The organism is Amycolatopsis speibonae (genome assembly GCF_042647925.1).
GTDB classification, from domain to species: domain Bacteria; phylum Actinomycetota; class Actinomycetes; order Mycobacteriales; family Pseudonocardiaceae; genus Amycolatopsis; species Amycolatopsis speibonae.
The window spans coordinates 15418-38794 of sequence record NZ_JBHRWK010000035.1 but is presented as its reverse complement, the minus strand read 5'-3'; the positions used below and the strand labels follow the sequence as shown (position 1 = coordinate 38794).

Annotated in this window: 20 protein-coding genes; 4 read left to right on the top strand and 16 right to left on the bottom strand. The window is 70.6% G+C overall.

What is annotated here, in order from left to right; translation table 11 throughout:
• Nucleotides 1–173: 173 nt before the first annotated feature.
• From ACFOSH_RS23125 to ACFOSH_RS23085, 9 genes are read right to left on the bottom strand one after another with little or no spacing between them, the layout of a single operon-like run.
• Nucleotides 174–1688, bottom strand: coding sequence for an isochorismatase family protein (locus ACFOSH_RS23125; protein WP_378241125.1), 1515 nt, complete (start codon nt 1686–1688; stop codon nt 174–176).
• Complete coding sequence (locus ACFOSH_RS23120; RefSeq protein WP_378241124.1) at nt 1675–2337, bottom strand: SRPBCC family protein; 663 nt, start codon at nt 2335–2337, stop codon at nt 1675–1677. Before ACFOSH_RS23120 ends, ACFOSH_RS23125 begins: the two co-directional genes overlap by 14 nt.
• Nucleotides 2334–2834: a (2Fe-2S)-binding protein gene (locus tag ACFOSH_RS23115; RefSeq protein WP_378241123.1), complete on the bottom strand. Its 501-nt coding sequence runs from the start codon at nt 2832–2834 to the stop codon at nt 2334–2336. Before ACFOSH_RS23115 ends, ACFOSH_RS23120 begins: the two co-directional genes overlap by 4 nt.
• Nucleotides 2831–5227, bottom strand: a complete 2397-nt coding sequence (locus ACFOSH_RS23110; protein ID WP_378241122.1) for a xanthine dehydrogenase family protein molybdopterin-binding subunit — start codon at nt 5225–5227, stop codon at nt 2831–2833. The genes ACFOSH_RS23115 and ACFOSH_RS23110 overlap by 4 nt, the downstream gene beginning before the upstream one ends.
• Nucleotides 5224–6090 carry an FAD binding domain-containing protein gene (locus ACFOSH_RS23105; RefSeq protein WP_378241121.1) on the bottom strand — a complete coding sequence of 289 codons (867 nt, stop codon included), beginning with the start codon at nt 6088–6090 and terminating at the stop codon, nt 5224–5226. Before ACFOSH_RS23105 ends, ACFOSH_RS23110 begins: the two co-directional genes overlap by 4 nt.
• Nucleotides 6087–7487 (bottom strand): MFS transporter, encoded by a 1401-nt coding sequence (locus ACFOSH_RS23100; RefSeq protein ID WP_378241120.1) that lies wholly within the window; start codon nt 7485–7487, stop codon nt 6087–6089. The genes ACFOSH_RS23105 and ACFOSH_RS23100 overlap by 4 nt, the downstream gene beginning before the upstream one ends.
• Nucleotides 7488–7522: 35 nt before the next feature.
• Nucleotides 7523–8794, bottom strand: coding sequence for an FAD-dependent monooxygenase (locus tag ACFOSH_RS23095; protein WP_378241119.1), 1272 nt, complete (start codon nt 8792–8794; stop codon nt 7523–7525).
• Nucleotides 8784–9569, bottom strand: coding sequence for a maleate cis-trans isomerase family protein (locus ACFOSH_RS23090; protein WP_378241118.1), 786 nt, complete (start codon nt 9567–9569; stop codon nt 8784–8786). The genes ACFOSH_RS23095 and ACFOSH_RS23090 overlap by 11 nt, the downstream gene beginning before the upstream one ends.
• Nucleotides 9566–10612 (bottom strand): leucyl aminopeptidase, encoded by a 1047-nt coding sequence (locus ACFOSH_RS23085; RefSeq protein WP_378241117.1) that lies wholly within the window; start codon nt 10610–10612, stop codon nt 9566–9568. Before ACFOSH_RS23085 ends, ACFOSH_RS23090 begins: the two co-directional genes overlap by 4 nt.
• A gap of 231 nt (nt 10613–10843) precedes the next feature.
• Between ACFOSH_RS23085 and ACFOSH_RS23080 the strand changes: the two genes are divergently transcribed.
• The gene (locus ACFOSH_RS23080) at nt 10844–11344 is read left to right on the top strand and encodes a MarR family winged helix-turn-helix transcriptional regulator (RefSeq protein ID WP_378241116.1); all 501 of its coding nucleotides are present in this window, start codon (nt 10844–10846) and stop codon (nt 11342–11344) included.
• Between the two features lie 8 nt (nt 11345–11352).
• On the opposite strand, the gene ACFOSH_RS23075 is transcribed toward ACFOSH_RS23080, so the two are convergent.
• Both ACFOSH_RS23075 and ACFOSH_RS23070 read right to left on the bottom strand, forming a co-directional pair.
• Nucleotides 11353–11970 carry a DUF3159 domain-containing protein gene (locus ACFOSH_RS23075; RefSeq protein ID WP_378241115.1) on the bottom strand — a complete coding sequence of 206 codons (618 nt, stop codon included), beginning with the start codon at nt 11968–11970 and terminating at the stop codon, nt 11353–11355.
• The gene (locus ACFOSH_RS23070; RefSeq protein WP_378241114.1) at nt 11967–13088 is read right to left on the bottom strand and encodes an FAD-dependent oxidoreductase; all 1122 of its coding nucleotides are present in this window, start codon (nt 13086–13088) and stop codon (nt 11967–11969) included. Before ACFOSH_RS23070 ends, ACFOSH_RS23075 begins: the two co-directional genes overlap by 4 nt.
• 92 nt (nt 13089–13180) lie before the next feature.
• On the opposite strand from ACFOSH_RS23070, the gene ACFOSH_RS23065 reads away from it, so the two are divergent.
• Nucleotides 13181–13804 (top strand): TetR/AcrR family transcriptional regulator, encoded by a 624-nt coding sequence (locus ACFOSH_RS23065; RefSeq protein ID WP_378241113.1) that lies wholly within the window; start codon nt 13181–13183, stop codon nt 13802–13804.
• On the opposite strand, the gene ACFOSH_RS23060 is transcribed toward ACFOSH_RS23065, so the two are convergent.
• Nucleotides 13783–14580 carry an alpha/beta fold hydrolase gene (locus ACFOSH_RS23060; protein WP_378241112.1) on the bottom strand — a complete coding sequence of 266 codons (798 nt, stop codon included), beginning with the start codon at nt 14578–14580 and terminating at the stop codon, nt 13783–13785. The two genes, ACFOSH_RS23065 and ACFOSH_RS23060, sit on opposite strands and share 22 nt — an antisense overlap.
• A 70-nt stretch (nt 14581–14650) precedes the next feature.
• Nucleotides 14651–14821 carry a hypothetical protein gene (locus ACFOSH_RS23055; protein ID WP_378241111.1) on the bottom strand — a complete coding sequence of 57 codons (171 nt, stop codon included), beginning with the start codon at nt 14819–14821 and terminating at the stop codon, nt 14651–14653.
• A 416-nt stretch (nt 14822–15237) separates the two neighbouring features.
• Between ACFOSH_RS23055 and ACFOSH_RS23050 the strand changes: the two genes are divergently transcribed.
• Nucleotides 15238–15666, top strand: coding sequence for a hypothetical protein (locus tag ACFOSH_RS23050; RefSeq protein WP_378241110.1), 429 nt, complete (start codon nt 15238–15240; stop codon nt 15664–15666).
• Here ACFOSH_RS23050 and ACFOSH_RS23045 read toward each other — a convergent pair.
• Genes ACFOSH_RS23045 through ACFOSH_RS23035 form a run of 3 tightly spaced genes read right to left on the bottom strand, consistent with a single transcriptional unit; the run spans nt 15649 to nt 20681 of the window.
• Nucleotides 15649–19311, bottom strand: coding sequence for an nSTAND1 domain-containing NTPase (locus ACFOSH_RS23045; RefSeq protein WP_378241109.1), 3663 nt, complete (start codon nt 19309–19311; stop codon nt 15649–15651). The genes ACFOSH_RS23050 and ACFOSH_RS23045 overlap by 18 nt on opposite strands.
• Nucleotides 19295–20257 (bottom strand): hypothetical protein, encoded by a 963-nt coding sequence (locus ACFOSH_RS23040; protein ID WP_378241108.1) that lies wholly within the window; start codon nt 20255–20257, stop codon nt 19295–19297. The genes ACFOSH_RS23045 and ACFOSH_RS23040 overlap by 17 nt, the downstream gene beginning before the upstream one ends.
• A gap of 1 nt (nt 20258) precedes the next feature.
• The gene (locus ACFOSH_RS23035) at nt 20259–20681 is read right to left on the bottom strand and encodes a hypothetical protein (protein ID WP_378241107.1); all 423 of its coding nucleotides are present in this window, start codon (nt 20679–20681) and stop codon (nt 20259–20261) included.
• A gap of 364 nt (nt 20682–21045) precedes the next feature.
• Between ACFOSH_RS23035 and ACFOSH_RS23030 the strand changes: the two genes are divergently transcribed.
• Entirely contained in the window at nt 21046–23352 is a 2307-nt protein-coding gene (locus ACFOSH_RS23030) for a PQQ-dependent sugar dehydrogenase (protein WP_378241106.1), read from the top strand.
• Nucleotides 23353–23377 lie beyond the last annotated feature (25 nt).

Below are 23377 nucleotides of genomic sequence, written 5' to 3'. Positions count from 1 at the left end.
GGTTACAAGACCCCACACGAGGTCCACGCCGAGTATCTGAACCGACAGCTCGCAGCGTAAAATTAGCAACTAAGCAGCTGTCCGGAAAACACTGGGCCCCCCAATCCAGGCTCACCGTCCCCAATGCCACATTCGGCGCACACCCCAACGGCACGCCACGTTTGCGTTACCCCTCAAGACAAAAGCTTCCGCAGGGCGTCCCGCAGCGCGGCGAAAGCGGAGTCGGGCCGGTCCCAGAAGACCATGTGCCCCGCATCCGCGATCTCCGCGAACTCGGCCGACGGATTGCGCTCCGCGGCTTCAGCCGCACCCGCGGCGGTGACGACCGGGCTCGCGCCGCCGTACAGGAAGAACGCCGGGGCGGGCACCTTAGGCCAGTCGTCGAAGAAGTCCTCGGCTTCGAACCCGGCGTGGGTGGCGGCGATCGCGGCACGGGAGCACGAAGACAGCCAGCGGGCGCGCAACTCCTGTTCCCGGCGCGGCCAGCTCGGCCAGGACAGGGCCACTTCGTCGGCGTCGGTGCCCCGGCGGGCTTGGTCGACTTGCCCGAGGAAAGCGTCGAGAGTGGTCGGGTACGGTCCTCGCCCCGGACCGCTCAGCGGAGGATCGACCAGCACGGTGCCGCGCAGCGGACTCCGGCCGGTCACCGCGGCCCGCGCGGCGATCCGCGCGCCCATGGAGTGCCCGAGCAGGATCGGATCGCGCAGGCCGAGTCCGTCCACGACCGCGTCGACGTCGGCGGCGTAGCTCGCGAGGTCGTAGCCGCGCAGCGGATCCGGTGCGACATCGGACAGTCCGCGGCCGCGGACATCGAGCACGAGCGGGCGCACGAGGTCGGTGAGGTTCCGCGCCACGAAGTCCATCGCCACCGCGGGGCTGGTGATCCCGGGCAGCACGAGCACCGGGACACCGTCGGCGGGCCCGTAGTCGAGCACGTGCAGCCGGACCGGGCCTGAAGTCACCCAGCGGCTGGTCGCGGGCAGGTCACCGAGGTCGGCCAGCGCGGACTGTGCGAGCGAGCGGCGAGCCGAGGTTTCCGCGAGATACGCCAAGGCGTCGTCGAGAGCGACGACGTCGGCGTACTTCGCCTGCAGGTCGAACAACGCGGCGTCGTGCGGTCCGCGGGCTCGGTCACCGCAGGCGTCCCGGACGACGAGCGTGTCGAAACCGGACTGGACGGCGTCGACGGCGGTCGCCCGGACGCAGCCCGAAGTCGTTGCGCCGCAGACGAGAACGGTGTCCACGTCCAGGCCCGACAGAAGAGCGGCCAACGCGGTCCCGTGGAACGCCGACGCGCCCTTCTTCATGACGAGATGGTCGCCGTCGCGCCGGTCGAGGCGCGGGTCGAGGGCGACGGCGTCGCTTCCTTCGAGTAGCGCCCGCATTCCCGGCGCTTTCCGCAGCCACGCGACGGCGTCGCCCTCCGCTTCGGCGGGTGTGTAGCCGATCGCGGTGTAGATCACCGGGACGCCGCGCAGCCGGGCCGCGGCCACGAGCGTGGCGGTCGCGGTCACTTCGGCGGTCAGGTCGGCTCCGGTGGGGAAACCCGGTTCGGTGAATCCCCGGGTCAGGTCGACCACGACCAGCGCCGGACGGGATCCGCGCGGCACCGCGACGCCGAAGCCCGCCCGGTCGTAGACGCTGTCGGTCTCGGCCCCGTGCAGGCCGGGGTGGTCATCGACGGGCACGTTGCAACTCCTTGATCAGTTTGTCCTGGGTGCGGATCCGGCCCAGCAGCCAGCCCTGGAACAGCCCCAGGGCCGCAGCGGCCGCGATCACGCCGTAGCGCTTGACGCCTGCGGGAAGCAACATGGCCAGCCCGTCGACGGCTTCCGGAGTGGCTGCGGGAACGACAGCCATAGCAGGGGCGGGCGCGGGTTCCGCCGCGCCGGGCCGCGCCTTCAACTGGTCCGCGAGGTTGCGGGCGAACTGGTCGAGCAGCCGGGTGGACACGGCGCCGATCGCGCCCTTGCCGAACTGGGCGAGCTTCCCGCGGATCGACAAGTCGGTGCGGAGGTCGATGGTGGCGCCGCCGGGTGCCTCGCGCACGGTCAGCGTGACCTCGGCTTCGGCGTCACCGTTGCCGTGGCTGTCCGCTCCCCTGGCCAGCAGCCGCAGTCTGCGCTCGTCCGCGGTGACCTCGGTGAACCGCACGGTGCCGGAGTAGGCGGCGGTGATCGGGCCGACCTTGACCTTGACGCGGCCGAGGTACGCGTCGTCCTCCTTGCCGTCGAGGGTCGCGCCGGGCAGGCAGCCCGCCACCCGCTCGACGTCGTTGATCAGGGCGAAGACCGCACCGGGTTCGGCCGGGACGGAAAGCCGGTTCTCCAGGATCACGCTGTCGCCTCCTTGTCCTGGGCGTGGCAGCGGCGGACCGCTGTCGCCTCGACCGCGTCCACGATCGTCTGATAACCGGTGCAGCGGCACAGGTTCGCCGAGACGGCCTCGCGGATCTCCTCGCGGCCGGCGTCCGGCCGCTGGGCGAGGAATCCTTCGGCCAGCATCAGGAATCCGGGCGTGCAGAAGCCGCACTGAAGGCCGTGGTGCGCACTGAAAGCCTGCTGCAGATCGGAAAGTTCGCCGTCCCGGCTCAAGGACTCGACCGTGCGGATGTCGGTGTCCTCGGCCTGGACGGCGAACATCAGGCAGGCCCGCACCGGTTCGCCGTCGACGAGGACGGTGCAGGCGCCGCACACCCCGTGCTCGCAGCCGACGTGGGTGCCGGTGAGACCGAGGTCGTGACGCAGGACGTCGAGCAAGGTCTTGCGCGGCTCGACGAGGGCCTCGTGTTCGGTGTCGTTGACGTTCAGGACGATCAGCTGCCGATCGCTCATACGGGAGTGCTCGCTTTCCGGCGGATGCTCACCGCGTCGAGCGCGGCGAGCACGGTCTGCGGATGGACCGGTGTCGAGTCGAGTTCGACGCCCGTGTGGCGCAGGGCGTCGTTGACCGCGTTCAGCACGGCGGCGGGCGCGCCGATGGTGCCGCCCTCCCCCGCGCCCTTCGCGCCGTTTTCCGTGAACGCGCAAGGCGTTTCGAGGTGAATGACGGTGATGTCGGGGATCTCGGTGGCGGTCGGGACGAGGTAGTCGATGAAGCTGGCGGCCGACGGTTCCCCGTTGCCGGCGTAGGTGATCTCCTCGAACAGCGCGCCCGCGATGCCCTGGGCGATCCCGCCGCGGCACTGGCCGTCGACGACCTGCGGATGGATCACCACCCCGCAGTCCTCCACACACGCGTAGCGCAGGATCTTGATCTGGCCGGTCCCGGGATCGGCCTCGACCACCACGGCGTGGGTGGCGTTGGAGAACGTGCCGTCGCCGGGCACGTCGAAGCTCGCCGTGGCCGTCAGCGTCGGCTCGACGTCCTTGGGCAGCAGGTGACTGCGCAGGTACGCCACGTCGGCGATCTCCTCGAACGACGCCCGCCGGTCCGGGTCGTCGATCTGGACGACGCCTCCGTCGCCGTCGAGGCGGACGTTGTCGGGACTCGTTTCGAGCAGGTGCGCGGCTATCTCGCACAACAGTTCGCCGAGTTTCCCGGCCGCGAGGGACACCGCCGAGCCGCCGATCGTCACCGAACGGGAGGCGAAAGTCCCCCAGCCGTAAGCGATGCGCTCGGTGTCGCCCTGGCGGAGCTTGACCTGGTCGAGGTGCAGCCCCAGCCGGTCGGCCACGATCTGCGCCAGCGTCGTCTCGTGCGACTGGCCGTGGTTCATGGTGCCGCTGGTGACCACGACCGAGCCGGTGGTGTCCATCCGGATCTCGGAGATGTCGAAGCCGGGGACCACGGCCATCTTCCGCTTGGCGAAGGCTCCCGAGCCGTACCCGGTCCGTTCCGAGAAACAGCAGTAGCCGATGCCGATGTACCTGCCTTCGGCGGCGGCGCGGTCGCGGATCCCGTACCAGCCCTCGTCGCGGATCGTGGCTTCGGCGAGTTCGAGCGATTCGCGATAGGTGCCAGGGTCGTAAGTGATGGCGTTGACGCCGGTGTAGGGGAACTGGGTGATCACGTTGCGCCGCCGGATCTCGACCGGATCGAGGCCGAGTTCCCGGGCGGCGCGTTCCATGACCCGCTCGATCGCCATCACGTACTGGGGACGGCTGACCCCGCGATAGGGCGCCGTCGGGGCCTTGTTGCTGGCGATGGCGCGAGCGCGGACGCGGTACTCGGGCACCTGGTACACGCTCGGCATCTCGGCCGACGCCATCAACGGCTCGATCCCCGCCGTGAACGGGTAGCAGGAGTAGGCGCCCATGTCGCAGACCACGTCGACGTCCAGCGCGGTGATCCGCCCGTCCTCGTCGAACGCCGCCCGCGTGCGGTAACGCTGTTCCCTGGCAAGGAATCCGGCTGTCAGCGCCTCCCGGCGGTCCTCGATCCATTTCACCGGCCGGTCCAACCGCCGGGCCGCCGCCGCGACCGCGATCTCCTCGCGGCCGACGACGCATTTCTGGCCGAAACCGCCGCCCATGTCCGGGACGGTGACCCGCACCGTGCGTTCGGGAACCCGCAGCGAACGGGCCATCGCCGTGCGCACCTGATGCGGGACCTGGGTGCACATCTGCACGAGCAACTGGTCGTCGCGGTCGTCCCAGGACGCGACCACGCCCCGCGTTTCGAGCGGGAGCGCGTTCTGCCGCCCGCTTTTCGTGACGACCTCGACCACGGTCCGGGCCGCTTCGAACGCCGCGTCGACACCGGGTGTGTCGAACATCGAGACGTCGACCAGCACGTTGCCCGGCGCTTCCTCGTGCACGAGCGGCGCGCCCTCGGCGAACGCCGTCTCCTCGGACACGATCGCCCCGAGCGTCTCGTAGTCCACCACCGCGGCCTCGACACCGTCTTCGGCGCTGTACGGATCGCGCGCGATGACCAGCGCCACCGGCTCTCCGGTGAAGCGCACCTTGCCCCGCGCCAGGATCGGCATGGCGGTCGGCGAGAACTCCTCGGGCGGACGGTCGAGCAGGGCGACGATGTCCCCGAGCTCCAGGTCTGCCGCCGTGTACGCGGCGACGACCCCTTCGACAGCCAAGGTGGCCGACAGGTCGATCCCGGCGATCGTGCCGTGCGCGACCGTCGAGCGGACGAAGGCCGCGTGCAGCATGCCGGGCAGCTGGATGTCGTCGACGAAACGGCCCCTGCCGGTGAGGAAGCGGGGGTCCTCGCGCCGGGGCACCGACGCCCCGACCCAGCGGCCGTCGCGCCCGTCGAACCGTGTGGTCATCGCGTTTCTCCTTTCTCCCAGGCCTCTCCCAGTGCCTGGGTGACGAGGGTGCGCGCCAGCCGGCGGCGGTAGACGGCGCTGCCGGCCGCGTCGTCGGGTGGATCGATGGCCGCGGCCGCGGCCTCCCCGCATTCGGCGAACAGCTCCGGTCCGGGGACACCGCCCGCGAGCAACGCCTCTGCTTCGGGCACCCGGACGGGCGCCGGTGCCACGCCGCCGAGCACGACCCTGCCCCCGCCCTCGGCGTCGAGACTGACCGCGGCGTCCACGATCGCGAAATCGCCGTGACGGCGGGCGAACTCGGTCAGCGCGGCCCGGGGCGACGGACGGGTGAAGCGCACCGCCGTCACGACCTCGTCCGGTTCGACGGCCGTGGTGTAGAAGCCGTGGAACATTTCCGCGGCCGGGATTTCCCGTGGCCCGCCCGGGCCTTCGGCGACGATCACCGCGTCGAGCAGCAGCGCGAGCAGGCACCATTCCGCGGTCGCGTCGCCGTGGACGACGCTGCCCGCCACCGTGCCGCGGGACCGGATCGGCAGATGCCCCACCCAGCGCATCGCGCGGGAGAGCACGGAGAAATCCGGTCCCAGCTCGGCGACCTCGACCGTCCGGTGGGTGACCATCGCGCCGATCGTGAGGCCGGATTCGGTGTGCCGCACCGAGTTCAGCGCCGGATCCCGGCGTAGCGGGCCCAGGTCCACCAGTGCCGTCGGCCGGGCGAGCCGGAAGTTCATCATCGGCATCAGGCTCTGGCCGCCGGCGATGAGTTTCGGGTCCTCGCCCGCCTTGGCGAGCTCGCCGAGCAGTCCGACGGCGTCGGTGACGTCGTGGGCCCGGTGGTAGCGGAACGCGGCGGGCTTCACAGAGCCGACTTCGTGGAGGAAGGCGTCTCGGCCACGGGTTCGGCCGTCTCGACGATCCGGTCGAGCTCGCGGCCCCGGGTCTCGGGCGCGCCCAGCATCATGAACACGACCGCGGCCACCACGAGGACACCCAGCAGGGTGAAGGTGAGGGGCAAGCCGAGCACCGGCCACAGGACGCTGCCGAACAGCAGCGGCGCGAACCCGGTGATCGCCCGGCTCGACGACGACGCCCAGCCGAAGCCCGAGGCACGGAGTTCGGTCGGGTAGAGCTCGGAGACGTAGGCGTACATCACCGGGATGACGCACAGCGCGAACAGGCCGAACGCGCCGATCGCCACGACCGCCGCCGCGGGCGAGTCCAGGAGCAGGGAGAACACCACGAGAGACAGGGCGGTGAGCGGTCCGGCGACCGCGATGATCCGCTTGCGGCCGACCCTGTCGACCAGGAGCACGGCGACCGCGACACCGACGATGCCGAGCGCGTTCATCAACGCTGTCGAGGCGAACGCGGCGATCTCGCTCAACCCCTGGGCCTTCAGGATGGACGGCATCCAGCTGAGCGCGGCGTAGTAGACCAGCATGACGGTGATGAACAGCGACCACGCGACCGCCGTGATCCGCGGGTTGTACGCCCACACCCGGCGGAGCTGGTCGAACGCGGCCGCGATCGGGCCGCCCCGGGTGTCCTCGACCACCGCGGGCGGGATCGAATACGGCTCCGGAGCCGTCCCCGTGCGGCGGACGAGATCGTCGATGACGGCGCGGGCCTCGGCTTCGCGGCCCTTGCGGACCAGGTACAGCGGTGACTCCGGGACACCGCGCCGCACCCAGAACAGCAGCAGCGCGGGCAGGATCATCAGCACCAGCATCCAGCGCCAGTTCCCTTCGACCGGGAGCAGCACCGTCGCGGTGACGGCGGCCAGCGTGGTCCCGACGGGCCACCAGCCGTCCATCGCCGACAGGACCCGGCCGCGATGGCGGCGCGGGGAGAACTCGCTGACGATCGCGTAGTCGACCGGGATGCAGCCGCCGAGCCCGATACCGGCCAGGAACCGCAGGGCCAGGAAGGTCTCCACGTTCGGTGCGAGCGCCCCGAGCACGGAGAACAGCGCGAACAGCAGCAGCGTGACGCTGAACGCCCGCTTCCGGCCGATCCGGTCCGCGACCGTGCCCCAGACGACCGCGCCCACGGCCATGCCGATCAGGTTCGCGGTCGCCACCAGTCCCTTCGTCCCGGCGGACAACCCGAATTCCGCCCCGACCAGCGGGGTGAGGAATCCGTTCAACGCGACGTCCCAGGCGTCGAACATGTAGCCCAGCCCGCCGATGAGGAAGATCTTTCCCTGCACGCTCCAACGCCAGGGCAGATCCTGGACGATCTGATCACCAGTTCGCATGAACCGCTCCGTTGCGATTTGCCGACCAGCGCGCCTCAGCGGGCGAACTGGTAGTGGATGGACTCGGTGTCGGGGTCGGTGAGCGGGCTGCCGTTCCACAGCCAGTCGTAGGACACGTCGGATTCGCCGTCGAAGCGCCGCAGCTTCTCGTCCCGTTCGCGCTGCTCGGGACCGTCGGGCAGGTGGTAGAAGTCCATGTTCTGCAGCGAGGCGTCCTGGACCATGCCCGCGTGCTTGGCGCGCCGGTCCACGTAGCGGACCAGGGCGCCGTCGATCCCGTCGCGGGTGACGCGGCCCAGCTCCTCGGCCAGCACGGCCGCGTCCTCCATCGCCTGGGACGCGCCTTGCGCCTGGTAGGGCAGCATCGCGTGGCACGCGTCGCCGAGCAGGGCGACCCTGCCGTCGACCCAGACCGGATCACGGCGCCGACGGTACATCGCCCACACCGAGACGTCCTCGTCCTTCGCCTTGGCCAGCATGGTCGGGACCCGATCGTCCCAGTCCTGGTACTCCGCGGCGAGTTCGGCGGCGGTGGCCGGCCCGCTCCAGTCCCGGGCGACCGCTTCGGTGCACGGCACGATCGCGACCACGTTGAGGTACTCCCCGCCGCGGATCATGTAGTGCACCAGGTGTTTGTTGGGGCCGTACCAGATCGTGGAGTGGTACCGGTCGGCCAGGAAACGGGTGGCGGGGTCCTGGGCGATCAGGTCTCCGGAGATCAGCGCCCGGTAGGCCATCTCGCCGGAGAAGGCGAGCGTGTCGTCGAATCCGGCGAGATCGCGCACCGATGACCGGATGCCGTCCGCCCCGACCACGACGTCACCGGTGAACCGGCGCCCGTCGGCGGTGACCGCGGCGGGCCGGTCCGGCACCGTCCGGTCGAGTTCGACCACCCGCGCGCCGGTCACCACCCGCACCACCGGACCGGCGCCGTCCGGGTCGAGGCAGGCGTCGAGCAGGACCCCGTGCAGGTCGGCGCGGTGGTAGTGCCAGTAGGGCGCGCCGTACTGGTCGATCACCCGCCCGCCGAGCGACAGCTGGGCGATGATGCTCCCGTCCGCCCAGCGGCGGCGGACCTGGTCCTGCGGCTCCGTCCGTACCCGTTCGAGCCGGGAACGCAGGCCCAGTCCGATGAGGATCCGGCTGGCGTTCGGCGCGGTCTGGATGCCGGCGCCGATCTCGCCCAGCGCCGGCGCCGCCTCGACCACGGTGACACGCATACCCCGCTGCCGCAGGGACAACGCCGCGCAGAGCCCGCCGAGCCCGCCGCCGACGACAACGACTTCGAATGACTGACTAGCGGCCATGTCCGCCTCCCGTCTTCGTCAAGGCTTCCGCGCCACTGAGCAGGCTTCCGGCGCCGGGCACACGGGGCTCGACCCCGAGTTCCGACAGGATCCGGAACGTCGTGGCCGTCGCCGCCGACAGCACCGGGATCCCGATCTCGTCCTCCACCGGCTGGATGGCGGGCAGCGAAGGCATCTGGACGCAGGCGGAAAGCACCAGGGTGTCCACATCGGACAGATTCAGCTTCCGGTGATGTTCCCGCAACCCGGCCGGGTCCAGCCGGGCTACGGCGAGGTTGTCCGGCACCTCAAGGGAAAGCGCGTCGGCGACCTCGAATCCGGCGTCCTCGATGTAGTCCGCCACCGCCTTGGTCAACGGCTTCATGTACGGCGTGATGATCGCGACCTTGCGCGCTTTCAACGCGGCAAGCCCGGACAGCAGCGCACCGGCGCTGGAGACGACCGGGGACTCGCAGCCCTCCTCGCGCAGCACGCGGGCGATGTCGTCTTCGGCGGTGCAGTGGTACCCGGCGCCCTGGGCCATGATCGCCACCAGGCACGCGGTCGCCACCACGTCCGGCCGGGCGTCGGCGAGTTCGGCCGCCGCCCGGCCCGCCTGGGCGTTCATCGCCCGCAGCTGCTCGGGTTCGACGTGCCGCATCCTGGCCCGCGCGGAATGGAAGACGAACCGGTCCCCCGGTTCGGCCTCCTCCCTGGCGCGCAGCATCCGCGGCAGCTCCGTCTCCATCGTGAGGTTCGAGCTGGGGACGATCATCCCGATGTGGTGGTCACTCATCGACGGCTCGCCGGGCGCATGTCGGCGACGGTCAGCTCGCCGTTGTCGACGATCAATTCGTCGTCCAGGTACAGGGAATTGCCGCGCATCGGGATGTCGAAGTGGCACGGCGTGTCGTTCGGGCCGCCCAGCTCGTTGTTGGGGCCGATGGAGAACATGACGTTGCCGTAGAAACTCCGCAGTTCCATGCCCATCCCGCCGGGGAACTGGGTGAGGCCGTGCCAGTGCGCGCGTTCGTCGAGTCCCCAGCCCACATGGCTCATGCCGTAGCCGCGGGGGTCCTCGAAGCTTTCGATGTACGAGCGCAGCAGGTCCGCGTCCAATCCGGACGATCCGGCGCCACCGCGAATGTCCTGGATGAAACCCTGCTCGATGGTGATCTCCACCGGGGTCTGCACGTAGGTGTTGAACGGCAGCAGCACATCCCCGGGCGACAGCACGATCTTCCCGTCGACACCGTCGTCGGCGCCGCCGGTGAACACGAACGCCGCCGGCCAGTGGTCCCAGCGGCCGGGGGTGTCGGTGTAGCCGTATTCGGACAGCGTCGGGTACACGCCGAGCTGATAGGTGACGTCGGTGCCCGCCGGGCTGGTGATCCGCATCGTGCCCGCCTTGGCCAGGAGCTCGGCCCCGATCTCCACCCGCTCGCGCAGTTCCTTCGTCGGCATGAGCCGGGCCAGCAGTTCGGGCGGCTCGACGGCGGTGAGGATCCGCGTGCCCGCGTCCTGGATGGCGAACTGTTCCTTGCTGAACAACAGGAACGTGCAGTCGACCACCATGTCCACGCTCTTGAGCGCCTCGACGGCCAGCGGGATGTTCCCGAGCCCCGAGTCGCCCACCGCCCACGCGCCCGCGGCGCTGGACGGCGAGGGAAGCCGCAGGTGATAGGCCGACGCGCCCAGCTGCTGGGCGGCCCACAGGAAGGCGTCGGCGTACTCCGCGCGCTCGCCGCCGCGGGTCAGCACCACCACGGTCTCGCCCTCGTGCACCCCCGAAAAAGTCAGCTGGCGCAAGCAGATGTCGTTGAACAGGTTCTGGTCCATCGTCGAACACCTCCACACTAATCCGAGCACGTACTATCCGAGCACGCAAGAGTTGGGCCCGGATCCGCTCTCTCGCAACCCCCGAAGGGGTCTTCATCCGAACACGTACTATCCGGATACGCAAGAGGTCGCGGTGGACAGATGTCGGCGCCTGCCCGTGAGCGACCGTCCGGACACGTAGGATCACCCGGGGGGCCCGGGCAGCGGGTGGAGCCGACAAGGGAGAAGGCGATGGGTGAACCGGCGCGCACGGGCCGACGCAGGGAAGACGCGCCGAGCGTCACCCCCGCGCCACCCTCGGATCTGCTGGCGGCGCCCGGCTACGGGGCCCGGCGGCTGTACCAGGCCTACCTCGCCGCGTGGAACCGCCACGTGGACCCGGTGCTCACCGGTCCGCAGTTCGCGGTCCTCTCCGCGGTGCGCGCCTACCCCGGCAGCGACCAGAGTTCCCTCGCGGGCGCCGTCGCGCTCGACACCTCGACGATGGCAGACCTCTGCCGCAGGCTCGAGCGGCGAGGCCTCATCCTGCGCGTCGAGTCCCCGCACGACGCCCGCCGCAAGCTGCTGTCGCTCACCGAAGAGGGCAAAACGGTCCTGAGCCAGGTGAACCGCCGCGCCCGCAGGCTGGACAAGGCCCTCCTGGGCGACGACAGCGACGTCGACACGGCGGCGCTGCTCAACGCGCTCGGCGCCCACTGGGAACGGATCGCCTCGGTCGACAAGTTGCGCTGACGGCGATGTCAGGCGGCTTCCGGCTCTTCCCGCAGGATCCGCCAGCACACGTAGAGACAGACACCCGCCGAGGGCGCGCCACCCAGCAGCGTGGCCGCGATGGCGAGCCCGATCGTCTGCCCGGCCAGGTACAGCGGCACCTGCACCGCCGTGGCGATGCAGCACTTCACCACGAAGACGGCGGTGCACAGCTGATAACGGCGGCGCAATGCCGGATCGTGCCGCCAGGCGAATTTGTCACGACGCAGCACTCCCAACGCCACCCCGACCATTGGCCAGCGCACCAGCACGGACAGCAGGAACACCGCGCCTTGTGCCGCTTGGATGAACACCGCCGGAAGGTAGAAGTCGATCGCCTGCCCGGTGCTCCCGGCCAGCAAGGTGGACCCGCCGACGATGACCAGCCCGATCGCCGCCGACCAGTAGCGCCGGTCGGTCCACACGCGCACGACCGCGAACACCAGCACCACGCCGACCGCGATCAGCGCGGAGGTCCACACCTCGCCGGTCAGCAGGTACGCGATCAGGAACACCACCCGGGAGGCGACTCCTTCGGCGACCATGCGCCAGCCGCCCACCGCGCTGAACAGCGACAAGGACTTCCGCGTCAGCACATCGAGGCTCATGCGCTTGCCTTCGCCGAGGAGGTGGGGAAACTGTCGCGACGCATCGTGTCCTCGTAGGCGCCGATCGCGTCGAGCAGGTCGAGCCGGCCACGATCGGCCTCGACCAGCGCCTCACGGAGGCGGTTCGCGTCCCGCATCGCCAGGTTTCCGCCGAAACCCGGGGCCAGGTGGATGGCGTCGCCGAGAACCGTCACCGGGGTGACGGGCCAGGCGGGCATCGGCGGGATCACCCCGATCCGCAACACGGCCGTGACGTCTTGCCGGGTTTCGGCGACGATCGACCGCAATGCCGGGTGCGGCTCGTCGGCCTGTCGCCATACCTCGGCCGGTGATCCGAGGCGCTCCTTCGTGACGGGCAAAGCCCACATCACGTAGTCCTCGATCTCGGCGACGGCGTGGGATCCCAACGCGGGCAACCATTTCTCCCGCGCGACGACCGGGCGGCAGCCGAACCGCAGGACGCCCAGCGCCATCGTCGTGCCGCCCACTCGCGCGACGGCCGGGTCGTCGCCGATCAGCCCCGGCAACCCCAGACCGGCCACGACTCCGAGCGGGGTCGCCCCCATCATCACGCGCCGCCCCGTGTCGGCCACCCGCACGTCCGGCAGGTACTGGCGGCGCACCGCGGAGCCGACGCCGTCCGCGCCGACCAGGACGTCCGCGGTATCCGTTCGGCCGTCGGCGAAGAACGCCCGGACCCGGCCATCGGCGCGCCACTCGAACCGCCTGAACTCCGCCCCGAACCGGACCACGTCGTCGAGCCCCGTCAGCAACACCGCCCGGAGCAATGGACGGTGGGCCTGCCTGCCAGGCCGCGCCCGGCCCGACATACCGTCAGAGGACCGAGCCGCCACGACGGCGAGCTCTCCCTCCACATCGGACAGTGTCAGGGTCTGCTCACGTGCTCCCCCCAGGGTGGCTTCCACCATCGCGACGTGCGCCGGGGGCAGGCACTCCCTCAGCGCCGCGATCCCCCGGTCGTCGACATGCAGGCTCACCCCCTGCGGACGCCCCAGCACGCCGTCCCGCTCGTACACCGCGACCTCGATCCCCGCCCGGCGGAGCCCGTGGGCCAGCGTCAACCCTCCTAGTCCGGCGCCGATCACGATCACTCTCATCCTCGCCACCCCTTTCTTCATCGCCTGATGAAGAACACGGTACGGGAAAACTCCACCGCGTGATGGAGAAAGGATGTTAGGCTTCGGGGGTCATGACGGAACACGACACTCACGGCCGCCCCGGACGCTGGCGGTCCGGTGCGGAGAGCAAGCAGCGAATCCTCGAGACCGCGCGCGACCTGTTCGGCGAGCACGGCTACGGCGCCACGACCGTGCGCGCGATCGCCACCGCGGCGGGAGTCGACCCGGCGATGGTGTTCTACTTCTTCGGCACCAAACAGGGCCTGTTCAGCGCCGCCGTCGACATGTCCGGCGCCGTCCCGCCCGCCATCGAATCGATCTTCGCCGGCGGCCTCGACACCATCGGCGAGCGCATCGTCCGCGCCCTGGTGGAAAATCTCGACAAGTCGGGCCGCACCCCGCTCGTGATGCTGACCAGGTCGGCACCGACCGACGCCCAGTCCGAAGCCCTGCTGCGCGAATTCATCGACAGGGAGATCACCGACAGGCTCGCGGCGACGCTCGACACGCCGGACGCCGCACTACGGGCGGCCATGGTCAACGCCCAGATCCTCGGTCTCACGGTGGCGCGGTACATCATGCGGATCGAACCGATCTCGTCCCTGTCCACGGACGAACTGGTCGCGCGGTTCGGTCCCCTCGTGCAGCACTGCCTGACCGGACCTCCTGGGTCTCAGGGCGCGGAACCGACCTGAGCGACCATCTCGCGCACCGTCGCCAGGGTTTCGTCGGGATGGTCGAGGTGCACGTTGTGCGTCGCCCCCGGCCAGCACTCGACCCGCCCGCCGAATGCGGCGGCGAAACGCTCATGGGAACGCCGCATCGCACTGTCCTGCTTGCGATCGGCGGTCACCACGACGGCAGGAAGCCGGGGCAGATCGGCACTCTGCAGATCCCTCGCCAGCACGGTGAGGCCGCGGACGGCACGGGCCAGCATCGGGGTATCGGCGTCCGCCGTCCGCAGGAAAGCGGCCTCGCAGTCCGGCCGGAGCTCTTGGCGTCGCGCGGCCCGGACGACGGCGGCGCGGAGGACGCGCGGAATGGCCCCGCGCAGCACGGGAACGGTCGAGAGCGTGCCGAGCACGCCCATCGTGCGCTCCAGACCGGCGCACGTCCGGGGATCGTCGACGGGCGTCGGGTCGAGCAGGACCAGGCCGGCGACCTTGTCTGGGTGAGCGCGGGCGAGCAGCACCGCCACGGCACCCCCGAGGCTCTGCCCGACGACCACGACCGGGCCGCAGTCCAGGCGGTCGATGAGCGCGCTCAGGTGGGACGCGGCGTCCGCCAGCGCACCGTCGTCCGACGAGGTACCGGTCCCCGGCCGGTCGTGCACGATCACCCGGCAGCCGGGGTCGGCGACGAGACCTTCGACCAGACCGGGAAAGAAGCCGTCGCAGGACTCGGCTCCACCCGGCAACAGCAGCACCGGCTGCCCCGACTCGCCGTGGACGCGGACTCCGTCGATCTCCATCAACTCTCCTCGCCGTGATGAGCAGGCAGCGTATCGCGGGCTTCCCCGCCGCCTTTGTCGCCCGTGAGAGCTACGCGGAGTCGGAGTCGCCCGCGAGCAGCAGCGCCGCGGCCGATCGAGCCGCGTTCACCGGAACGCGGAAGATCAAGGTCGGCGAGCGTTCGGTGAACGTGTCCTGCGCGGGAAACCCGACCCAGCTCGCCGATTTGCGGCAACGAGTGCCCGCTTCGGCCACCGGCATGGCGGCCGAACCGCGGGACCAGACCTTGGCGGTGCTACATCTACGTCGACCAGCCGGACCTCCCCGTCCGGGCGATCCAGCGCGTCATCGACGAGGCCGCGAAGCCCGAGTTCGGCGAGCAGTTCGCGCGGGACCGCAGTCCTGGTCCCCCTCGACAGGTCTCGCCCGAATCCGGCGCTTCACGTGGCCCCGCCCAGAGGGAACCGCCTCGCACAGTTCGCTGAATCCGGTGATCCGTAAGTGAACCGAAGATGAACAGAAACGTACCCCGGCACCACGGGCGGCTCCTGGACCTGCCTCTTCCCGCGCGCGACGGCCGGTCGGCGCAACACTCGCGGGCCGCCGGTGGTACCACCGTGCGGAGATGATCGATTACGGTGTGCCAGACCTGGGGGCCACGACCATCGGGAACCCTCATGCCGACACTCACCACCGTCGCCGACTGGACGATCACCGCGTCCGGGGACACCGCCTGTTTCGCCCATGCCACCGGCGACGGGTACTGGGCACCCCGGGTGTGGGACGGCCGCGGCCTCGGGATCGCCGCCGCCGATCTCGCCGCGTTCGACAAGGCGCTCGGTGAGATGATGAAGCTGCCTCTCTATTGGCAGGCCCGCACTCGTCATGGTGACAGCGGGGCCGGAGACCGCGCGGTCTGGTCCGAGCCCCGCTACGAGCCGGACGACGATTTCGTCTACATCGCAGGCCCCTGCCGGTCCGCCGAGCCCACCGTGGGCTATCGGCCGGTCTCCGCGTTCGACGTCGACCTGGTCCACCTGCGTGGCCTGCGGATCAGGGTCGCCGCGTACCGGTCGACGGCCCTCGAGTCACGCACAGGGGCGTAGAGACGTCCCGCCAGGCAGGTAGCGCTTCCGCTCGTCCTCGGTCAGGGAACGCCCGGCCAGCCGGCAGGCGCGATCCAGCCACGCGCCCTTGCCGAACGGCCAGTCGACGACAACCGCGCCGTGGGCCGCGACGAGGTTCGCGCCGTCCACCGAGGGGGCGAGCGACCAGACGTAGCCGACGCCGAACTCAAACGAACGCCCGATCTGAAGGCCGCTGGCGACGTCCCACAGGCGAAGCGTCCCGTCCTGGCTTCCGGAGGCCAAAGTCGTGCCGTCGGGCGAATAAGCCAGTGCCAGCACCATGTCGGTGTGCCCTTCCAGCGTGCTTTTAGTCGTACCGTCGGCCAGTGTCCACAAGCGAATGGACCGGTCGTCGCTGCCGCTGGCGAGGAATCGCCCGTCCGGGCTGAACGCGAGGCTCGTGACCGGCAGGGCGTGCCCGGTGAAGGTCCGGATGTCCCGGAACCGGTCGCTCTTGCCCGCGAAGGAGATCTGCGGCGGAGCGGAGACGCCGTCACCGGAAGCGACGGCGACGCTGTTCCCGTCCGCGCTCAGGGCTATCGCCGTCACGGCGCCTTTGGCCGCGGTGAAGGACACGCCGGGCAGGTCGGTGAAGAGCACTTGGCCGTCGCTGAAGCCGGCCGCCAGATTCCCCCCGCCGTCGGCGACGAGACCGGTGACCGCGGTACCAGGCCGGTCGGACAGCGTCCGGGTCGTTCCGGTGACGGGATCGAGTTCGGTCAAGGTGCCGCGGTCGGTGCCGACAGCGATCGCTCCGGTCGGCTCCCAAGCGAGGCCGACGACGGAGCCCTCAAAGGCATGCACGTCCCTTGTGGCCCCTTCGCGGGTCACCCGGACGACGCCGTCCGCGCCTCCCGACGCGACGGCACCGGCGGGGTTCCTGGCGACGGCCTGGAGCGGCCCTGTCGCTTGGGCCAGCGGAGTACCGGCGGGAGACCGCCTGCCACTGAGGTCCCATGAGATCACCCGGCCGTCCTGGTCCGCTCCGACCAGGAAGTCGCCTCCGCTGCCGAGCGCGACGACAGGTTTGGCGAGGCCGGGACGAGTGGGTTCGACGGCCAACGGCTCCGGAGCGAGGCGCCACGACGTGATCGTGCCGGTATCCGACCCGGCGAACACCGTTTCGCCGTCGCCGGACGACACGACAGCCGTCCCGCCGCGTGCGTCCGTCCACAAAGGAGGTTGCCCGGAGAGGAGGTCCCAGACGCCGATCCGGCTCTCGTCCGCCGTCACCACGCGTGTGCCACCGGCGATGTCCAGCCGCATCGTCGTACCGGTCGACACGGAGCCCGGTTCGGCGAGGTCGGGCAGTTCGGCCCCGTCGGCGAGCCGCCAGCGTTTGAGCGCTCCCTCGGTCGTGAGCGCGATGACCTGGCCGGTCTTGTCGGCGACGGCGAGCGCCACGACATCGGCGCTCTGCGCCAGTGGCGGCAAAGGTGTCGCTTCGCCGGTCAGCGTCCAGCGTTCGACAGCGCCGAATCGGGTGGCTGCGAGCAGTTGGTCGCCACCCGGGCCGAGGGCGAGGCCGACGACGGCGGAAGTCGCCCTGAGCGGGCCGCGCACTGGCGCCGCGACTCCTGCCCGATGCAATGTCACCAGGCCGGTGGCGTCCGCGACGGCGATGAGGTCGGCGGTCGTCGTGACGGCGCTGATGTTGGCGTGATGGCCGGTGAAGCAGGGGCCGGTCTCGTGGCCGTCGGCCGGGGAAAGCGCGCAGACCGCGCCGTCGGCGGTGCCGACGAGCGCGGACCCGTCGCGGGTGAACCTGGGGGCCACGGTCGTGGCGTGCCGCCCTGCCGGGAGCAGGTAGGCGAGAGGGCCGCTGCGCGCGGAGACCACGTCCATGACCGCCGCACGGGTGACGGCGTTGTCGTCGGTCTCCGCCCCCGCGACGGCCAGCAGCGCGCCGAGGTCTCGTTCCTGCCCGCTCACGGATCGCGACCGGGCGGCGAGTGACACGGCGTCCGCGACGGTCTTTTCCCGGCTGATGCGGCGTTGCTGACTCACGACGACGAACGTGATCGCCACCGCGGCGGCCAGCGCCGCGGCCAGGAGACCGAGCAGGCGCGACCGCCATCGCTGCCGATGCTCGAGCCGGCTGCTCAGCGAGAGGAACCGTAGTTCGACGTCGTTCACCGTCAGGCCGCCGGATCGGCGTGCGACCTCGATGGCGGCGAGCCGCGCGCCCCGCAGCAGATAGCTCGGGTCCGCGTCGTGCTGCTTCCACGTCGCCGCACCACCGCTGAGGTCGTCCTGCGCGCGCTTCGTCTCCCTGTCCTCGCTCAGCCAGTTCCGCAGCCGGGTCCAGGCGCGCAGCACCGTCTCGTGCGTGATGTCGACGATCGGGGCCTCGGTCGCGGAATCCAGATCGGTCGTGAGGATCCGGGCGGCGGCGAGCCGGGCGGCGACCTCCCGCACGGCGGTCTCGTCGTCGGCGTCGGTCACCAGGTCCTCGAGCCGGGCTTGACGGCGCACCGCGACGGCGTTCTCGCCGAGGTGGGACAGCCGCAGCATCATCCGGCGAGCCGTCCCCCGGTGCCTGTCGCCCAGGGACTCCCACACAAGCTCGGCGGCGTGGTCGATCGCGCCGTCGAGCGCGCCGGCGTTCGCGTATTCGGCGAGGGTCAGCCAGCCGTTGCGCCGCCGCCGCCAGGTTTGCGCCAACGCGTACGAGAGCAGCGGCAACGCGTTCTCGGCGGCGCTGGTGTCGGCCAGCATCCGGTCGATCAGTTCGGGTTCCACGCGCAGTCCGACCTGGTCCGCCGGTTTCTCGATCACCTCGCGGATGGCCTGCGGCCCCATCGGCAGCACCCGGTGCTGGGCCGCCGAAACCGCCGCCGCCAGTACGGGTTCCTGATCGAGGTGCGGATAGAAGTCCGACCGCAACGCGACGACGACCTGGGTCTCGCCGGACGGATGCGGGCCGGCGACAGCGGCGAGGAACGCGGCACGCGAGCCGGGATCCACCGCCGGGTCGAACACCTCCTCCAGCTGATCGATCACCCAGATCGACGGCCCGCCCGCGATGTCCCGGACAGCCGCGTCGAATTCACCGAAACGGGCCGGATCCTCACGAAGAGCCGTCGCGATCTCGGCCGTCCGGGTTCCGGTGAGCCTCGCGAAGACCGCCGCCAGCCGCTCGACAGGCTGACTACCGGGCCGGAGCGGCAACGCGGTCCACCGGGCCGAGCCGGCGACCGCGCCGTCGGCGAGAGCGGGCAGGACTCCGGCCGACAGCAGCGACGACTTGCCGCTGCCGGACGACCCGACCACGGCCACCAGCGGCGCCCGGCGGATCAGGGCGAGGACGGCGTCGACATCTCTTTCCCTGCCGTGGAAATACACCGCCAGGCGGTCACCGAAAGCGTCCAATCCGGGATAGGGGCAGAGATCCGACGCCCGGCCCGGCCGCGTGACGTGGTCGCCGAACGGAGCGCCGTCGTCGGCGAGGACTGTGACGGGGCCGTGAACGGTGAGGTCCCGGCCGGCGACGAGCCCACCGTGCTGCTCCAGATTGCCGTGCTGGACGACCGGCCCTGCGTTCTCGACCGACAGCGTCGCCGCCTCGGCTTCAACTTCTGACGACGCTTCATCTTCTGACGACGCTTCATCTTCTGACGACATAGTGGCGATCGTCGTAGCTGCCGATGGCGATCTGATTCGAGTCCACGGATACGCGGAGGTCGCAGGAACCGGCCTGCGTGCCCGGATCCACCAGCGCGACCCGCACGTCGAAGGTGATGGCCGCCCCACCGGATCCGCCGATGCTCGTCGGCGCCTGAGCGATGGAACAAGCCCCGTTCGCGCGCGTGTAGATCATCAACCGCGGGAGGTCGTGCATGGCCGTCACCCGCACCTGCAGCGTCGCGCCGGGGTTGCCCGGCGAGTACACCAGCGTGTCCGCCGAACCCAGCCAGCCGATCTTGACAGCCAGCTTGTTCACCATCCAGGTGAGGACGACGGGCTGGGCCGGGGCGAAGGCGGCGTTCCCGGCCTGCGTGGCGGTGACCTCGCAGGTCAACGGAACCGACTGGGCACGGGTGGTGACCCCGGTGAGCGCGGACGCCCAGCAGCTGCCACCGCGGCCGCCGTTCTGAAGCTGGTAAGCGACGGGAAGGCCCGACGTGGCGCAGGCGCGCATGGTCACTTCGACGTCCGGCCACTGGTGGGTGCCGAGCGCGGGGAAGACGATCCGCTGCTGGGCTCTCCCGTCCTCCGCTGGACCGGCGGGCGGCTTTCCGCACGGGTTGGCCGGGCTTCCGGGCGCCGGCGACTTACCGGCCGGTCCCGGTCCTGACCCCGGCCCCTGGCCTGGCCTCGTTCCGGGCCGAGGCGGTTGGTCCGGCGGTGCCGCCGACGTCCCGCCCGGCTTCCCCGGGCCTGCCGCCGTCGACGTGCCGGGCACCGGGATCTCTCCCGACGACGCCGTGGCCGACGGGGAACCGGTGGATATCTCCGGAACCGGTGGTGAGTCGGGATCCTTGGCAGCCGGTTCGCGGCCGCACGACGTCAGTGCCGCGATCAGGAGGAGCCCGGCCGCGATACTCCCGGCCCTTCTCGTGGTCGTCATGTCATTCCCCCGGAGCGGAGAGAGTGATGTCCCGCCCGGCGACGTGGCGGGTGCCCTTGATGGACACATTCCCGCCGATGGCCACCGCTCCGGCGTCCCGCACCTGAATGCTTTGGTGACCTGTCGGTTTCATCCGCTCGGCCAGTTCCGAAAGCGCGGCCGCGAACTCGGAATCGGCACTCATCGCTTCGTCCAGATGATCTTCGACGGCGGCCTGCCGTCGCTGGTTGTCCGGCTGTTCCACCAGGCGTTCCAACGCTCCCGAGGCCTGCGGGTCCGCCGAAAACCTGCCGCGTACCTTTTCCCACAAGGCGCGAAGTCCTTGCGTGACTCCTTCGTCGACGACCTCGCTCGCGACACCGGCCAAATGCCGGCCATAGCTGATCAGAAACGACGTGATCGCCGCCGCGGAAACCGCATCCATGCCACCCTCCCGAAACCCCTCAAGCATTCCGTACGCCGTTCAGCGTACTCATCTCAAAGAGCACGAGACGGACCGCGAGATACGTCGCCGAAATGACATCTGAATGGCAAAGTTCGCGGCGAACCCGGTGATTCTTTTTCCGATTTCCCACGAAAGTGTAGACAGGTTTCGGTGGTGATCATCGACCGCCGGGCCCGGCACCCGAGGGGTCCGCCCACGAGGAGGCGCCGCGCGCACCCGCATCGGCGCGTTTTTGGCGAGTTGTGCGCATTTCTGGCAGGGGCGTAACAACTTCCGGTCTTCTCACGCCATACCGGACAGCTGTCGTGTTCTTTCCGGTCCCCACGCAGGAGGAGTTCGGGTGATGAGTTCTCGCCGTCCGCTGTTCCCACGAAGATCACGGCGCGCGTTGGCGGTGGGCGTGGTCGGCCCGCTCGTCGGCGCCCTCGCGGTCGCGCTCGCCGCCGTGACACCCGCCGACGCCGCGGTACCCGCCGGTTTCACCGACACGCTGGCGATCGGCGGGCTCAGTTCGCCGACAGCCACCGCGTTCGCGCCCGACGGCCGGGTGTTCGTCGCGGAGAAGAGCGGCCTGGTCAAGGTCTTCGACTCGCTCGCCGACCCGACGGCGACGGTCTTCGCCGACCTGCGCCCGCAGACGCAGGACTTCTGGGACCGCGGCCTGCTCGGGCTGGCCGTCGACCCCGCTTTCCCTGCCAGGCCTTACGTTTACGTCTCCTACACCCTCGACGCGGTGCCCGGCGGCACCTCGCCGCGATGGGGTGACACCTGCCCGACCCCGCCGGGCGCCACCGCCAAGGGCTGCGTGGTCACCGGCCGCGTCTCCCAGCTGACCATGGGCCCGGCCGGGACCGCGGTCAGCGAGAAGCCGCTGGTCACGGGCTGGTGCCAGCAGTTCCCCAGTCACTCGATCGGCGCTCTCGCCTTCGGGCCGGACGGCGCCCTGTACGCCGGTGGCGGCGACGGCGCCAGCTTCAACTTCGCCGACTACGGCCAAGTCGAGAACCCCTGCGCCGACCCGCCCTCGCCTGCCGGGACGAACCTCACGCCGCCGACGGCCGAGGGCGGCGCGCTGCGTTCGCAGTCACCACGTCGCCCCGCCGGGAAGCCCGTGCTGCTCAACGGCACGTTGCTGCGCCTCGACCCGGACACCGGTGAAGGCTTACCCGGCAATCCCTTCGCGGGCAGTGCCGACGCCAACGCCCGGCGCGTGATCGCCTACGGCGCGCGGAACCAGTTCCGGTTCGGCTTCCGGCCGGGCACCGGTGAGCTCTGGGCGGGCGACGTCGGCTGGGACACCTGGGAGGAGATCAACCGCGTCGCCGACGTCGGCGACGGCGTGGCCGAGAACTTCGGCTGGCCCTGTTACGAGGGCAACGCCAGACAGGCCGGATACGACGGCGCGAACCTCGACCTGTGCGAGTCCCTGTACAGCACCGGCGGGCACACCGCGCCGTACTACGCCTACAACCACCGCGCCAAGGTGGTGGCGAGCGACCCGTGCCCCACCGGCGGCTCGTCGATCAGCGGCATCGCCTTCGAGTCCGGCAGCAACTACCCCTCCGAGTACTCCGGCGCGCTGTTCTTCTCCGACTCGTCCCGAGGCTGCATCTGGGCGATGCGGACCGTCGACGGCCAGCCGAGCGCGAGCCGTCTGGTGCCTTTCGTGACCGGCGTCAACACGCCGGTGCAGGTGCTCACCGGCCCGGGCGGCGACCTGTTCTACGTCGCGCTGGGCAGCGGCGAAGTCCGGCGCGTGAGCCATCCCGGCGGCACCAACCGGCCGCCGACCGCGGTGGCCACGGCGAATCCGGCGAGCGGCCCGGCACCGCTGGCGGTCCGGTTCGACGGCACCGGCTCCACCGACCCGGACGCCGGGGACACCCTGTCCTACGCGTGGGACCTCGACGGTGACGGCGCCTACGACGACTCGGCGGCACCCGACCCGGCCTGGACCTACACCGCGGCCGCCGCCGTCGACGCCGGGCTGCGGGTGACGGACTCCCACGGCGCGAGCGCGACCACGACGGTGCGGGTGACCGTCGGGAATCCGGAGGGCCTCGACCCGGTGCCGGTCATCGACCGCCCGGCGGGCACGCTGACCTGGTCGGTCGGCCAGACCGTGCCGTTCTCCGGCCGTGCCGTCGACGCCCAGGACGGCGAAGTCCCGGCGTCGGCGCTGTCCTGGCGGCTCGCGATCCGGCACTGCGCGGCCAACGGCACCTGCCATACGCACAACGTCCAGGACTTCCCCGGCGTCGCGTCCGGCTCGTTCGTCGCACCGGACCACGAGTACCCGTCCTATCTGCAGCTGACCCTCACAGCGACCGATTCCAGCGGCCGCACCGGCACCAAGACCGTCGATCTCCAGCCGAAGACGGTGTCGCTGAGCTTCACCTCCAACCCCGGTCAGGCGCTGCTCACCGTCGGCGGGACCCAGCAGCGCACCCCGTTCTCCCGGACGGTGATCGCCGGATCCATCAACTCGATCAGCGCGGACAGCCCGCAGAACCTGCCACCGCTCAACCTGAAGTACGCCTTCACCGACTGGGCGCACGGCGGCGCGCGGACACAGAACATCGTCGCGCCGGGCACGTCCACGACCTACCAGGCGAACTACCGGCTCTGCTGGCTGTTGCGGCCCTGCTGAACCGTCGCCCTCCGGTGCCCGGCCG